Below are 16258 nucleotides of genomic sequence, written 5' to 3' on the forward strand. Positions count from 1 at the left end.
TACCTAAATAAGGAAGGAGGGACAGTAAGTGGCTGAATCAAGATTTAAAGGTTTATCAATCTTAATGAATATGCGTGATGTTGGTATTGAACGTACAATGAAACAGATACGAGCGCAATTCAAAACGTTAGATTCAGAAATGCGTAGATCTAATGCTAATTTCAAGCACTCAGAGAAAAACATGCAGTCTTATGCAACAAGAACGAAAGAATTAACTAAAGCGATTGATGTAACTGAAAATTCTATGAAAGATATTTCTAATCAGTTGAAGAAAATGACTTTAGAAGAACAACGTTCTAGTGTTGAAGCCGAAAAGTTACGTCAAGAATATAGTAAGCAACATAGAGCGTTACAAATGTATCAACGACAATTGAATTCAACGGAACAAGAGATGAAACAATTTGGTACAACGACTAAACAAACGATTTTCTCAATGAAAAAGATTAACGATGTTCTAGGTACAATGAAACGTCAACTTAACATTGCAAATATGGCATTTCAAAGTACAGAAAAGTCTACAAACAGTTATAAGAATTATTTAAATCAATTAAACACAGTTATTCAGAAACATCAAAATACAATTAGAGTATTAGAAGGTCGTTATCAGAAAGTAGCGAGAGAACAAGGCGTTATGAGTAAAGAAGCGTTAGAGTTAAAAGAGAAAATCTTACAAGAAAAAGCAACTTTAGGACAACTAGATAATCAATATAAGAAAACGACTATGGAAGCTAAACGATTTGCATTCGAACAAAAAACGTTAACATCTTCAATGTCTGAAATTAGACAAAAAATGTCGCAAGTATCACAATCGTTAACGATCAGTGCAAATAAATTTAAGATGAGCGGGCAAACTGCACAAGCTTATAAAGCACGCATTTCTGAATTGAACAATGGAATGAAACAACAGCAACTTATTGTTCAAAATTTATCTAGACAGTATGACTTTGCTAAAAAGCAATACGGTGCAACTAGCCAAGAAGCACAACAGCTTAATGTAAAATTATCCGAAGAACGTTTGAAATTAAAAGAGTTAAACACTCAATTAAATCAAACAACACAAGCACATAATCGTTTAGAAATGGAACAAAAGCAAGGCATTTCTTCTATGGCTCAAATTAGAGCGAAGATGTCGCAATTTAACGATACTCTATCACTATCAAGAAGTAATCTTGCGCGTGCAGGAGAAAGTGTAAAAGCCTATGGTAATCATTTAAACACACTTAAAACTAACATGTCAGAGCAACGTGTAGTTTTAAGAGAATTAATCGCACAATACAACCATGTAGCCACTGCACAAGGTCGCGACAGTCAAGAAGCTAGAGAATTATCTAGTGCTATCACTCAACAAAAAATCAAGATGAATGAACTTGAGAGCGAACTAGACCAAACAACACAAAGTTATAAACAATTAGAAACAGAACAACGGAATGCACAACGTTTAGCATCTAGTGGGTTTGGTAGAAGTATTCAAAGTGTTAATAAATATAAAGATTCAATTAGAAATGTAGGCTCTACTATGAGAAGTGTAGGATCTACTTCAATGCTTTATATGACTATGCCAGCAGTTGCAGGTATGGGGACAGCTATCAAATCTTCTATTGATTGGGAACAAGCTTTAGCAGGTGTTGCTAAAACAACTAATATGAGTGGTAGCGAATTAAATAAAATGGGCAATGAGATTACTAAAATGAGTAATACAATGCCATTTGCTGCAACTGAGATTGCAGGCGTTGCAGAAGCAGCAGGACAATTAGGTATCAAAAAGCAAGATATCACATCATTTACTAAAACAATGATGAATTTAGGTGTAGCTACAAACCTTACTGCTGACGAAGCTGCAACAGAATTTGCAAGATTTGCTAATGCTGCAAACATGCCAATCAAAGATGTAGATAGATTAGGTTCAACCGTTGTTGCTTTAGGTAACAGTACAGCCACAACTGAAAAAGAAATTGTTGAAATGGCACAACGTTTAGCTGGTGCAGGCGCACAAGCAGGTTTTAGTTCTGATGAAATTATGTCAGTCAGTGCAGCGATGTCATCAGTAGGAATCGAGGCAGAAGCCGGTGAACAATACCGCCGGACTACAAAGAGATTTGTAGCTTAAAAATGGGCAAAATCGGTAAAAACTAAAGGTAATTTGGTAATGTGTTTTTTATTATACCTATTATCCAAGTCAATACCGAGGTAAGTTAGAAATTAAAGATTTCTAACAACCGTAACGCATAGAGTGTGAAACTAATAATAGAATATAATCACTCCACGAGTGTCCATCTCCTAACATTTAGTTGAGGATGAAAATGTATGCTGAACTTATAGGAAACTATAAGAACTAAAGGATAAAAAACCTTTAGGATAACAAATGGGTACTGCCATGACACAAATTTGGAATAAGATGACAAAAGCTGTTGCCGAAGGTGGCGACACTTTAGATAGTTTTGCTAAAACTGCAGGCGTTAGTGGTAAAGAATTTGCACAAATTTGGGAGAATAACCCTAGTAAAGCGTTATCAATGTTTGTTAAAGGGTTAGGCGACACTGAAGGTGGAGCAAAAGGTGTATTAAAAGCCTTAGATGATGTAGGTATCAAAGGGATAAGGGAAGCCGATACAATTAGACGTATGGCTAACAATCATCAAGTTCTAGATAAAGCACTTAAAACAGGCTCAGAAGGTTGGAAAGAAAATAGTGCTTTGACTGATGAAGCTAACATCCGTTATGAAACAATGGGTAGTAAGTTGAAAATGTTAAAAAACACTTTCATTAACTTTGCTAGAACAATTGGTGATGCAGTTGCACCTATCGTTTCGTTCTTAGCAGATAAGTTGACTGGACTATTCGAACACTTACAAGGAACAAGTAATGCTACTAAGATAGCAATCGCAGCATTCACTTTATTAGGTGCTGCTATACCTCCGCTCATTGTCGCAACTGGTGTATTAGCACATAGCATCGTAGGTATTTCAGAAGCTATGACGTTGCTTAATGATACTAAAGGCGGAGCTAAGTTCTTTAGCCTATTTAATGGTGGTATTAAAGGTCTTTTACCTAATATCGGACAATTATTAACTAAGATACCTTTAATTGGCGGACTAATGACTGCATTAACAGGTCCAGTTGGTATCGCAGTTGCAGCTATTGCAGGTATAGGAACAGCTTTTGTAATTGCTTATAAAAAATCAGAAACATTTAGAAATATCGTCAACACAGTAGTCACGCCAATAAAAAATGCATTCATTGGTTTAGGGAATGTAATTAAACAATTCTTTAGTGCAATAGGCGCTGTTATGAATAATAATTCTGGGAAAGGTTTAAACATTCTTAAAAAGATATTACCTGATGAAGCAGCAAAACAATTTTATTCTACTCTTTTAATGGTACGTGGTGCTTACAATGATTTTGTTAACTTCATAAAAACAACATCTGCTATTATCGGTGCTTTCTTTAAAACATTTTGGAAACAAAACGGCGATTTTATTATCATGGTATTCACTACTATCAAGATTGCAGTAGGCTCAATTTTGAATTCACTATTTAATGGTGTAATTAAACCAATATTATCGGGTATAAAAGCTTTCTTTGGTATTATATTCGGTGGTATTAAACAAATTGTCATCAATGTGTTCACTAGCTTACGTGAAATAGTCCAAGGTGGACTGAATGTCATTCGTGGCGTTATTAAAATATTCAAAGGTTTGTTCACAGGAGACTTTAAGCTTTTATGGGAAGGTGTAAAACAAGTATTTAGTGGATACTTATTAATTATTTCGGGTATATTACGCTCTACACTTGGTAATATGGTAGTTATTGTTAAAACTATCGGACAATTGATCATCAGTTCTTTTAGAACAATATGGACGATAGTAAAAAATGTAACGCTTGGAATAGTTAAAGTGTTAGTAGCCACTATTAAGTTTTTATTTACTGGATTAAAAAACGTTATAGTTGCTATTCTTAATGGAATTAAAAATATTTCCATTGCAATTTGGACTGCAATTAAAAGTAGTGTATTAGTAATCATTCGAAGTCTCGTAGCTTTAGCCAAACATAATTTCTCAACTTTAAAAGGTTTCCTATCTGCATTGTGGACAAGTATTAAAAATACTGCTATTAAATTATGGACTGCCTTAAAAATTGGAGTGCTAGCCATTATTCGAACATTGGTCAGCACAGCTAGAAACATTCTTAATACATTGAAAAACTTCATCACTCGTCTATGGCAAAGTATTAAATCAATATCTATTAAAACTTGGAATGCTATTAAAAACGGTGTTATTAACGCTATTAAAGGCATGTATAATGGTGTTCGAAAAATACTAGCTAATTTAAAAGCGTTTATCACAAGAACGTGGACAGCTATCAAAAACACAACAATAAAATTAGCTAAAGGTTTAAGTAATGGCGTTAAAAATGCATTTAATAGTTTGTCTAAAGTAACGCGTAATATCTTTAATAAACTGAAAAACTTCATGAGTAGTGTTTGGCGTAATATTAAAAATACAACGGTAAGATTAGCTAAAGCACTATGGTCTGGTGTCAAAAATACATTTAACAGCTTATACAACGGCACTAAAAGAATTTTTAATAAACTTAAAAACTTTATGAGTAATATTTGGCGTAACATCAAGAATACAACAGTGCGATTAGCGAAATCTTTATGGAGTGGCGTTAAAGGTACTTGGAATAGTTTATCAAATGGAACGCGTAATATTTTTAACAAAGTTAAAAGTTTTATGTCGAACACTTGGCGTAGTATCAAGAATACAACGATTAATATGGCTAAAGGTTTATGGAATAGTGTTCGAAGAACATTCAATAATATGAATGGTGGACTTAAAAACATTATTGGAAAAATCAAAGGTCATATTACTGGAATGGTTAAAGCTGTAAAAAGCGGATTGAATAAACTTATCGATGGCGTTAACTGGGTAGCTGGAAAATTAGATATGCCTAAGTTGCCTAAAATAAAACTCTCTACTGGTACTGAAAGCACTCATACTCAAAGTTATATTACGAAAGGTAAACTTAATCGTAATACTTTAGCTACCGTTGGAGATAAAGGTCCTGGAAATGGTCCAGGTGGTTTTAGACATGAAACAGTTATACCACCAAGCGGTAAAGCTTTTATCACGCCAGCTACAGATACAACAATTCCACTTGCCAAAGGAACTCGTATTTTAAATGGCGCACAAACTCATGCTATGTTGAGTAATAATATGGTCCCTAAATTCAGTATAGGTACAGCTATTGGCAATTTATTAGGTGGAGGTAAAAAACCAAAAAAACATAAAAAAGATGACGATTTGGTGGGTGACGTAGCTCAAAAAACTAAAGACGGCGTTAAAGCTATGACTGGTAAAGTTGTAGAAGGTGGAAAAGCAGTCGTTGGTAGCGCATTGAACACTGCTAAAAAAGGCAAAGATTGGCTATCTAATAAAATTGGCGATGTACTAGATTGGATAGAAAAGCCAAAAAAATTATTAGAAAAAGTATTTGAAGGTTTCGGTATTAGCATGGCTTCATTTGGCATACCTAAAAGCGCTGAATTACCATTTAACCTTATGAAAGGTATGTTTAAAAAACTAAAAGAGGGAGCCGTTAATAAAGTTAAAGAATGGTTTGAAGAAGCTGGCGGTGGCGACGGTGGATATATCGACCTTTCAAAAGGCATTAACTTTGGATTTGCACCAACAGCGGCAGCAGCAAGAGCAGCTGGTTATCCATTCGCACGACCTCACTATGGATTAGATATCAACTACAAACATGATAAAGTTTATTCTACTATGTCAGGTACAGCTAGAACATTTAACGGTTGGAGTGGTGGTTTTGGTAGACACGTCGAAATCACTAACGGTAATTTGAAATCAATTTACGGCCATTTACACAAATTAGCGTTCAATGGTACTAAAAAAGTAAGACCGGGTACACTTTTAGGCGTATCCGGTGGCGATCCTAGAGAGGACGGACAAAATGCTGGTAGTTCAACAGGGCTTCATTTACATTATGAAATGCAACGTAATGGACGCGCGTTTGACCCTACTAAATGGCTAAAAACACATAACGGTGGTGGTAAATCTGGTGGTTCAAGAGCAGCAAGTAAATGGAAACCAGAAATTAAGAAAGCGTTAAAAGCTAATGGCTTACCAACTACACCAGCTTATGTCAACGCTTGGATAAGACAAATACAAACGGAAAGTGGCGGTAATGCAGGGGCTGTTCAAGGTAATATCGGAGATATAAACAATAGAACAGGAAATTTAGCAAGAGGTTTATTACAAGTTATTCCGCCAACGTTCGCTGCAAATAAATTACCTGGTCACGGTAATATTATGAACGGTTTAGATAATGCCATGGCAGCAATCAATTATGCCAAAAAACGTTATGGTAGAACAGGAATGTTGCGAGTTATCGGTCATGGTCATGGTTACGCCACAGGGGGCTTAATCAAAAATGCAGGTTGGTACAACATTGCAGAAGGTGGTTATCCTGAATGGATAATTCCGACTGATCCAGCTAGACGTAGCGATGCTATGAAAATGCTAGCACTTGCAGCACAAGATATAGATAAGAAAAGTAGTACAAGAGGAAATAAACGACCTAATAACTTAAAATCACCAAATAATCTTTATTCAAGCAATAATGATGAGTTGTTACTACAAATGATTGAGCAACAACAGCAACAAATTAATTTATTAATGGAAATTGCTAGAAGTAATAGAGGCATCGAAAATAAAGATACAAATGTTTATTTAGACCCTAGAGAGATAAACAAAAGAAACAATGAACAAGAGGCATTAAATATGAAAACTAAATTGATGGGAGGTAGGTAGTTTTGCCGTTTACACTGTTCAATCCGAATATGAATAAAATTTATTATCCAGTTGGCGTTGTGCCACTGGATTTTTTGTATTCAAGTATCGGTAAAGAAAGATATTTTTCAAATAGAGAAGGCAAGCCTGGAAATATAGACTACGGCTTCGATTATAAAGATAGAGAGATAACATTATCTTTCTTTTTAAAACATTTATATGGAGATCATGACGAGAAACTACTTAGAAGTGAGTTATATGGTTTACTAGATAGTTATCCTTACTTTTATGTCAGTGATGATAAATTACCAACTCGTATGCTAAAAATAGTAATTAATGATTCTTTCATGCCAGATCGTATAAACTTAAGTCCTTTTTCTAATTTAGAAGTTAAAGCTGAAATTACAGGTCATCCATTTTTTATGAGTACCTACACAACTCAAGAAATTGAACAATACGGTTATACAGCGATAGTAGAAAAGTTCGGCTTGGCAGATGGTATCAATATCGAGTTGCCTAACTACTCATTTAAGTCAGATACGTTTTCCGTTTGGAATGGTGGAAACACATGGATAGATTATCGAAATATGGACTTAAAAATTACAGTCAATAACTTAAAAACGAACGGTAATTTCCAAATTCAAAATCTTATCACAAAAGATATATTCATATATAATGAAAAAATTGATGGTAAAGATTTAGTTTTAAATGGCCCTCTCATCTATGTGGAAGATAACAATATGTTGAGAAATACCAATCGACAATTTATTAGATTAGGACCTAAAAAGAATGATTTTAAAATTCTAAATGGGATCTACGACAGTATCGATTTTGATTTTAGATACCATTTTAAATAAAAGGAGAGCGATAGAATGGGAAGATATGTTATTAATCCTTTATGGAATAGAGATAATTTAAATGCATTGAACGACAACTTTGCACAATTATTCAATGAATATTTTAAAGCGAAAGAGTTAAGAGAGTTTGCAAATGATATTTTAACAAATGCTAACAACGTACTAGAAGAAGCAAAGAAAACTAATAAAATGAACGTAGATGTACAAAATCAAATTAACGAACTAATTATTGAAGGAGAAGACACCAATTCTGAAGTTATCCAAGCAAGAGGTGGATATAAAATTTTAAATGAAAGACTAATTAACATTGAAGGTAGCGCTGGAGTTAATCCGTCTATTTATGGTTTTTCAGAAAGTTCTAGTTGGCAAACTAATAGAGATGCTTTACAAAAAGCAAATGATAACATCGCAGAAAAAGGTGGTGGCGTTATCAGTATCAATCCAGGAGCATACGAAATCAAAGGCTTTAAGTTAAGTTCGAATGTAGAACTCAATTTAAAAGATGTGGTTTTAAAACATCCTGATGGTTATGCACCAGGCATTTTATCACTAAAAGTAGATACTTTTACAGTATCAACTACTAAAGGATCAAATAAAATTACATTAGATAAAAATGCAGAAACTTATAAAGATTGTGTGTTTGTTATCGAAGGAATGGGTAACATTTCTACTAAACAAAGAACCGAATTAACATCAGATATTAATTTGACAACAAAAGAAATACCTATAGCTAACGACGACGGTCATTTTCCTAAAAATAGTGTGATGCGAATTGGGAATGAACTTATTCGATATTCTTCAATTACAAATAAAACTGTGCATGTTATAGAACGCGGTGCTTATGGAACAACTGCTGATAATTATAGTTCCGGCGAAGTGATTGGTTTATCCAAAGTTTTGTACAGTGAAGTGACGAGTGTTACTGACAATATAGTAGAACTAAAAGATGATATGCCATTATCAACCAATGACATACAATGCTATATTGGTTCCAAAAATGTCAATATTCATGGTGGAATAATAGATGGTAATAAAATAAGTGGGGGAAGTCCGTCAAGCGTCTTTGGAATTGAACTCCCTCATGCTAGATTATGCAACATAAATAATGTAACGTTTCAAAATTGTGATCATGGTGGACTTTTCTTATGCAAGGGTGCAAAGGAAAATAATATAACTAACTGTAATTTTAGAGATATAGGCGTTTATAATCTTAAAAGCGGAAATAAAGGTTCTGCTTTATGGATGTTCCAAGGATGCCAATTTAATAAAGTAATTAATCCAACTTTTACCGGAAGTGGTTGGGTAGGTATCTATATTGATGATAGAACAACGACTGCTACGATTTTTGACCACTCTAATAGTGATAACTACATTTTAAATGTAACATTAGATTTTACAAATAATCCTGCAGGTTATAACACTGGCATTGTTATTACAGGTTCTTCAAGAAATGTGGTAAGAAATGGTTATATTAAAGGTCCAGTCACAGGGTTTAAAATCGAAGGTGGCGGTCAATTTTTAAAACAATCAGAAAAAGCAGAGGATAATGAAATAGCTGGTCTTTATCTCGATACTAAGCAGCCTTGGGAAATCTCTTCAAAAGGTAACCGTATTAATAATTTAGTTTATAGCGATAAATTAACTACACAGCCTGTTACTGAAGAGACGACTTTAGCGTATGCTATTTCGCCATCCAAAGGAAAAAATGCAACATTCGGCAATATAGTGTTACCTACTGGTTCACTCAGTCAACCATCATTATCATTCGAAAAAGATAGACGCACTGGTTTTATGTATTATGCACCAAACACTTTTGCAATTGTTAGTGGTTCTGAATTTATATATACAATGTATAATACATTAACAAAAGTGAAAGACGGTTATAATATTCAACTTGGATATGATACAGGAACTAAAATTGGAACATCACCTAATCAAAAAATTGGCTTTTATGGTAAAACACCTATCGAACAGCAAAAAACTTTATCAAACACAAGTGGTTATACACTTCAACAACTTGAATATGAAGTAAATGCTATTAAAAATGTTTTAAGAAACATCGGTATTATATCAATGAATTAAGTTTAAGTAGGTGGAATTTTGCTATTTATCAGAGATTTAGAAAACAATGAATATGTTGTAGAAGCAGAGGTTAAACACGAAAGAGAAATTAATGGTGATGAGCGTTTAGATATTGAAATTGAATATACTGATGTTAACTCTCACTTTATGGATAAGCACGACGATTTAAAAATGTGGATAATTATTTTTGCAGAGAAAGAATATAGAATAATAACATCTACAATGAGCGGTAAAGGCAATAAATATACGATTAGCTGTACCGCTATTTTATATATGCTTGACTGGTTAAATTCTAATCGTAGGGAAGAAAAATTAGATGGCAATTATAGCGCAAGAGAAGCATTGAAATTAGTGTTTGATAATTCACCTTTTAATTTTTTTGTCGCTGATATTATTGGAAAAGAAAAATTTGAAGGTTTAGGCGAAGGTGCTACCCGACTAGAGTTGTTAAAAAAATTTATTGAACGTTTTGAGTTTGAAATTTCTATTCAAGACAATACTATGTACTTTCAAAAACAAATAGGGGTGGATACAAACTTTCAATATCAACATAAAGTTAATGCTACTGATATTAGCGTAGAAACAGATGCATCTGAATTATACACCTATATTGAGGGTTATGGTGATTATGAGGATGAAAGTGGCGAAGAAGGAGCAGATGATGATAGTGTCGACATCACTAAAACAGCTAAGTTAAGACCTGGAACGATGGAAAACAATCCGTATATACACCCTATTGAAAAAATCATAGGTCATCGCAGAACAGCACCAGCTATAAGAGATGGTAGGGTTAAGAAACCTGAAACCTTACTCAAGAAAATGAAAGCTGTTATTGATAATAGTCTGAACATCTCATTTACTGCTAATTTAAACGACTTAGCTTATCGAGGTTATAAATATAGACATGCCAAATTAGGTGATCGTGTTTTCTTAGTAGACGAAAGAATAGGTTTGGACATTGAGCTAAGAGTTATAAAAATTGAAACAAATTATAATCAAAATTATCAATTAACTGATATTCAAATTACTTTTGGTAATAAAAATATGGCAGATACTTATAGTTCATCCTTCAACACTGCAATTTCTACAATTAATGATGTCGTTACAGGTAAAAAACAACTTCCAGATAAAGCAATGAGTGCTAACAGCAAAGCCCTAGTAAAAAAATTAGGAAGTGTGACTTCTGAATTAACACTTAATAAAAGTGGTATACATGCCGTAAATAAAACTGATAATAAAAAAATTGTCACATTAAATAGTGTAGGCGTTATGCTTTCGACAGACGGTGGAAAAAGTAAAATACAAGCAATTACCGGTGATGGTATTAATGCAAGTGCAATAACTCATGGCGAATTAGATGCAGGCAGAGTAAAAGGTGGAAAGCTAGTATCTAATAACAACGAGTATCAACTCGATTTAATTACATCACAACAAAACTTGTTTGGCGATGCCTCAATTCGTTTTAACTCAAAAGACAATCAAATTGTGAGAAGCAATACTTTTAATAGTTTTTCAGGTGGATTAAGTATTGATACAGTAGAAAATACAGAAACTATACTTGCCTACTTTGGTACTTCAATAGGTAATAAATTAGATCGTTTAAATGATTTTACAGGTATCGGTGTTAACAGTGATACAAAAGGAATATCACTTATCGCTAATAATGTAACTATTAGCGATAATGAAGAAAATTCAATATGGCAGTTCGAAGACAATACATTATTTGGTAATAATAATGCTAGTTTAGGACGTGAAGCTAATCCTTTTACATCACTTTTAGTTAAAAGTATAGGCAGTGATACCCAACCTGTCGAAAAAATCAATCAACTAGAGTTTAAAATGATTAATAATTTTCCTACTATCTTATATGGCAACACAGGTATTCAATTTAAAGGTGATGAAGGTATTTTTGTTGTAGATGCCGAAGGTAATATGCTTAATGATACGTTATCACCTAAAGAGGAGGAATAGCTTATTAATTATACTGAACAAGCATTACTTAATAAAATGAATTATGAGATTGCTCGCAATATTGAACTTGAAGCTAAAAATATCGAACTTTCACATCAGTTAAGGGAATTACAGGAAAAATTAAATAATGATAAACAGCCATGACCAGTGAAGGTTATGGCTTTATTTATGTGAAAAAGGAGCTGGCACTATGGAAGATAAAAACCAAAGACACGACTACGAAAGCAGAATTAAACGCTTAGAGGATAATGACGAAAAAATATTCGCGTCTTTGGAAAAAATTAGAGATGGGCAACATAATCAAGATTTAGTTAATCAAAAAATGAACTTTACACTTGACGCTATCAATCGTGAGCGTGAAATTGAAACACAAAATAAAAAGGAAAATCAAAAAAATATTAAAGAATTAAAAATGTGGGTGCTTGGTTTAATTGGTGCGATAGGCACATCACTCGTTGTAGCTGTTCTGCGCATGTTCTTTGGTATTTGAGGGAGGTGAGTACCATGTTCAAATTCGTATTTGGCGCAAGTTTCTGGCCATGTTTTTGGTTTGGTAAATGTAAATAGTTATTAGGAAGGTCGGCACTTTAGTGTCGGCTTTTTAATTTATTAAGGAGTGAATTAAATGGACGCAAAAGTCATTGCAAGATATATAGTATTAATTTTAGCTTTAGTCAATCAATTTTTAGCGAATAGAGGTATCTCGCCTATCCCTGTGGATGAAGAAACAATCAGTTCCATCATTTTAACAGGTATTGCTTTATACACAACATACAAAGATAATCCTACAACTAAAGAGGGTAAATGGGCTAATCAAAAATTAAAAAAATATAAAGCAGAGAAAAAATATCGTCATGCAACAGGTCAAGCGCCTGTTAAAAACGAAGATATACAACCTACAAATTTAGATGAGTTAGGGTAGGTGATAGTATGTTAATGACAAAAGCACAAGCAGAAAAGTGGTTAGATAATTCAGAAGGACGACAATATAATCCAGATTTAGGATATGGGTTTCAGTGCTACGATTTCGCAAATGCTTTCTTTATGGCCGTTACAGGCGAAAGGTTATATGGTTTGTATGCTACAAATATCCCATTCGATAACGCAAACACAATAGCTAAATATGGTAAATCAATTAAAAACTACGATAGTTTCTTACCTCAAAAATTAGATATTGCTGTATTTCCCGGTACATATGGAGGTGGTGCCGGGCATGTTGCAATCGTAACAAGAGCCACACTTACACAGTTTGAGGTATTAGAGCAAAACTGGTTAGGACAGGGATGGACTGATGGCGTTACTAATCCGGGATGGGGGCCGGAGAAAGTCACAAGACGTTGGCACTTTTATGACGACCCTATGTATTTTATTCGATTAGATTTCCCTAAAAAAATTAGCGTTGGTACTAAAGCAAAACAAATTATTAAAAATAATCAAGCAAACAAGAAAACAAAACCTAAAAAAATCATGATTGTGGCCGGTCATGGTTATAGCGACCCGGGTGCAGTTGGTAACGGAACAAATGAACGTGATTTCATCCGTAAAAATATCACACCACAAATTGCTAAATATTTAAGACAAGCAGGGCATGAAGTTGCCTTATATGGTGGTAGCAAGCAATCACAGGATATGTATCAAGATACTGCTTACGGTGTTCGTGTAGGCAACAAAAAAGATTATGGTATGTATTGGGTTAAAAAGCAGAAGTATGACTTAATTGCAGAGTTTCATTTGGACGCAGCAGGTGCTAGTGCAAGTGGTGGTCATGTCATTATATCTAGTGCTTTTAATGCAGATACGATTGATCAATCTATTCAAGAAGTAATTAAAAATAACTTAGGTCAGATTAGAGGTATTACTAAACGTGATAATTTATTAAATGCGAATGTGTCGGCAGAAATCAATATGAATTATCGTTTAACCGAACTAGGCTTTATTACTAACACATCTGATATGAATTGGATTAAAAAGAACCATGATTTATATGCAAAATTAATCGCAGGTGCTATTCATGGCAAGCCTATCGGTGGAGTAGTTGCGAGTAGTAAAAAAGCGACACATAAAAAAGATGAAGTCGTTGCAGTGCCTAGAGGTTATAAATTAAATGATAAAGGCGTACCTTACAAAAAAGAAAAAGGTCGCTATACAGTTTCTACGATTAAAGGTAACAATGTTAGAACTGCCCACAATACTAAAGCTACAATCACAGGCGTGTTAAAAAATGGCGAAAGCATTATTTATGACGGTGCTTTTTCAGTTAACGGTTATCGTTGGATAACCTACTTAAATCATGATTTAAAACGGCGTTATATCGCAACAGGCGAAATTGATAAAAATGGTAATAGAACAAATAGTTACGGAAAATTTAGTAAGGTATAATCTAATTACACTACACTTTCACAATGTTAGGGATAAGCATAACGGTGCTTGTCCCTGTTTTTTATGTTATAATAGTAGTATGAAATAGTTGTTCCATGAAACGACTCGGTCAACGGCACGGACCGCTTAAAGTGTCTGCATCACATTAACTGAGAATTCATACGTGCGGCTGACGAGCCGGTTTGCTGTGTCCTCGAATGAGGGTAGGTTATTGTGATGTATTTACCTACTAGATGATACGCTCTCTAGTAGGCTTTTTTATGTTATAATTAAATAGAAATTGCGGTACACATCTGCGGAGTGTATCTGAGGTCAACTGTTGCGACGGTTGGCCTATTTATTTTTGTACAGTTATGTTATTTTTATTTTGCCATAGTTTACTTTTAGTTAGAAAAAGGGTATATTATTTAAGGAATGAAAGGAGGTAATATTATGGAACTAAATTTACAGCCTGATAAATCACATGTTATAGCACAAAATTTAATATCAAAATACCAAGAAATTACCGGTAACAGTATAGTAGGTGATGAAATGAAGGTACAAAAATTAATGTACTATATTCAAAAAACCTCAATTGCGTTAACCGGAGAGACTATAATCGATGAACAATTTGAAGGTTGGGTACATGGTCCAGTTTTACCGTCCTTAAGAGGTTTGTTCGACTATTTTGTGGAAGATGTTACCTCTAAAAATAAAATTGACGATACTGAAGAATTTATAATTGAAAATGCTATTTATCAATACGGTAAATATGCAACGTGGGCCCTTAGAGAAAAATCTCATAATGAATTTTCGTGGCTTAATAGTCGTAAAGGTTTAAGTTCAAATGAGCGAGGACATAATAAACTTTCAATTGAAGACATAAAAGAAGATGCAAAAAAGGTTAGGTTATACGACTTTAAATATGATATGTATCTAGATGAATTTGAAGACTTAGATGAGGAGGAATTTATTAGTGTTTACTAATTCTCCTCATGACTATATAGGTAAAATTGTTAAAATCAGATTACCTTATTATGATACAAAAAAGCAAAAATATCTTTTAAGGTTAGACCCGGTTTGATAATAGGTTGTGAGAAAAATCAATTTCCATGTGATTTTACTTATTTGCCAGTCTCGAAAATCGATGATCAAACTAAAAGACACTTCATGTACGATTTAGAAATAGGTAAAGAAAACTGTAACTTGTTAAGCCTGAATCATATTCCTTCATTTATTCGATGTCACAAAGTAGGTACTATATACTGTACTAATGTTCATAGAAATGAAATTAGTGATTTGAACGATTTAAACCCACAACTTTTTAATGAAATTAAATCTGTTTTTAAAATGTTTACGAATGATTTATTTTAACCGTATCTTAATAGATACGGTTATTTTTTTATGCCTAAAAATAACACGGAAGATATTGATTTAAATAAAAAAGCGTTATCTGAAAACATAGGTGTGGATTCAGATAACGCATAGAAAATTAAATAATTATAGAAAAGGTGATTTTCTTGTTCAACATAAATATAAAGATGAACTCCAAAAGTGAGTATATCAAAATATTTATATAAAGGGAATCGAAAAAAATCAGAAATTCAATAAAAACACTTCTAGAACATCCAGTATTGGCAGTACTGATAGTTCCGGAAGTGTTAAAACAACTTAGGAAATGGCATCTCGGTTACCTAGACCGAAAACCAAATAACAAAGGATGAAATTTTGTTCGGAGCGTTAGGGGGGCTCCTTGTTTTTGAAGTATATAACAAATTATGGAGGTTTTCAATTATGACAGTGCAAATGTATTTATCGATTATAAAAATAGCGCTATCTGAAAACTTTAGAGAGATCAGATAACGCCGGAAATTAATATCGCAGAAAGGAGTTGTTATATTTTCATCTATAGTATTATCGATGAACTAAATATAACGATAACAGATAATATCCAGAAAAGAAATAAAAAAGTTCAATAATTTCCAATCTACTTCAGAGATATTAAAAAGTAAAAAAACGAAACGTCTCTAACCTTAGAGCGACAAGCGATTGAAGAGACAAACCGACAACAAAACCGACAACATTGAGCAACATTCAGTAAGTTGTCGACTTCGTTGTCGGCTTAGATTTAAAACTATTTTAAACTATATAAAGAAAACCCCGTAATAACGGGGTTTTTAAT

Annotated in this window: 10 protein-coding genes; all 10 read left to right on the forward strand. The window is 33.5% G+C overall.

Annotation, left to right across the window (positions count from 1 at the left end):
* Positions 1-28 precede the first annotated feature (28 nt).
* The 10 genes from AK212_RS02845 to AK212_RS13325 all read left to right on the forward strand — a co-directional run bounded on the left by AK212_RS02845 (position 29) and on the right by AK212_RS13325 (position 15800).
* Entirely contained in the window at positions 29-2107 is a 2079-nt protein-coding gene (locus tag AK212_RS02845) for a phage tail tape measure protein (protein WP_053029096.1), read from the forward strand.
* Positions 2108-2374: 267 nt separating this feature from the next.
* On the forward strand, positions 2375-6829 hold the full coding sequence (locus AK212_RS02850) for a phage tail tape measure protein (RefSeq protein ID WP_174841942.1): 4455 nt from the start codon (positions 2375-2377) through the stop codon (positions 6827-6829).
* Positions 6830-6831: 2 nt separating this feature from the next.
* A complete protein-coding gene (locus AK212_RS02855) occupies positions 6832-7665 on the forward strand; it encodes a phage tail domain-containing protein (RefSeq protein WP_053029098.1) in 834 nt (277 codons plus the stop codon).
* Positions 7666-7680: 15 nt separating this feature from the next.
* Positions 7681-9747, forward strand: a complete 2067-nt coding sequence (locus tag AK212_RS02860) for a right-handed parallel beta-helix repeat-containing protein (RefSeq protein WP_053029099.1) — start codon at positions 7681-7683, stop codon at positions 9745-9747.
* 18 nt (positions 9748-9765) lie between these two features.
* Complete coding sequence (locus AK212_RS02865) at positions 9766-11718, forward strand: phage tail protein (protein WP_053029100.1); 1953 nt, start codon at positions 9766-9768, stop codon at positions 11716-11718.
* A gap of 190 nt (positions 11719-11908) precedes the next feature.
* Positions 11909-12208 carry a DUF2951 family protein gene (locus tag AK212_RS02870; RefSeq protein ID WP_053029101.1) on the forward strand — a complete coding sequence of 100 codons (300 nt, stop codon included), beginning with the start codon at positions 11909-11911 and terminating at the stop codon, positions 12206-12208.
* 135 nt (positions 12209-12343) lie between these two features.
* Positions 12344-12640 (forward strand): phage holin, encoded by a 297-nt coding sequence (locus tag AK212_RS02875; protein WP_053029102.1) that lies wholly within the window; start codon positions 12344-12346, stop codon positions 12638-12640.
* Between the two features lie 8 nt (positions 12641-12648).
* Positions 12649-14097, forward strand: coding sequence for an N-acetylmuramoyl-L-alanine amidase (locus tag AK212_RS02880; RefSeq protein WP_053029103.1), 1449 nt, complete (start codon positions 12649-12651; stop codon positions 14095-14097).
* Between the two features lie 432 nt (positions 14098-14529).
* The gene (locus tag AK212_RS02885; protein ID WP_053029104.1) at positions 14530-15063 is read left to right on the forward strand and encodes a Panacea domain-containing protein; all 534 of its coding nucleotides are present in this window, start codon (positions 14530-14532) and stop codon (positions 15061-15063) included.
* A gap of 608 nt (positions 15064-15671) precedes the next feature.
* Complete coding sequence (locus AK212_RS13325) at positions 15672-15800, forward strand: hypothetical protein (protein ID WP_126565426.1); 129 nt, start codon at positions 15672-15674, stop codon at positions 15798-15800.
* The last annotated feature ends 458 nt before the right edge of the window (positions 15801-16258 follow it).

The organism is Staphylococcus borealis, from assembly GCF_001224225.1.
Taxonomy (GTDB): domain Bacteria; phylum Bacillota; class Bacilli; order Staphylococcales; family Staphylococcaceae; genus Staphylococcus; species Staphylococcus borealis.

Coding starts and splice junctions, on each gene's coding strand:
- AK212_RS02860 (WP_053029099.1), top strand. CDS start 7,681: ATGGGAAGATATGTTATTAATCCTTTATGGAATAGAGATAATTTAAAT.
- AK212_RS02870 (WP_053029101.1), top strand. CDS start 11,909: ATGGAAGATAAAAACCAAAGACACGACTACGAAAGCAGAATTAAACGC.
- AK212_RS02850 (WP_174841942.1), top strand. CDS start 2,375: ATGACACAAATTTGGAATAAGATGACAAAAGCTGTTGCCGAAGGTGGC.
- AK212_RS02880 (WP_053029103.1), top strand. CDS start 12,649: ATGTTAATGACAAAAGCACAAGCAGAAAAGTGGTTAGATAATTCAGAA.
- AK212_RS02885 (WP_053029104.1), top strand. CDS start 14,530: ATGGAACTAAATTTACAGCCTGATAAATCACATGTTATAGCACAAAAT.
- AK212_RS02875 (WP_053029102.1), top strand. CDS start 12,344: ATGGACGCAAAAGTCATTGCAAGATATATAGTATTAATTTTAGCTTTA.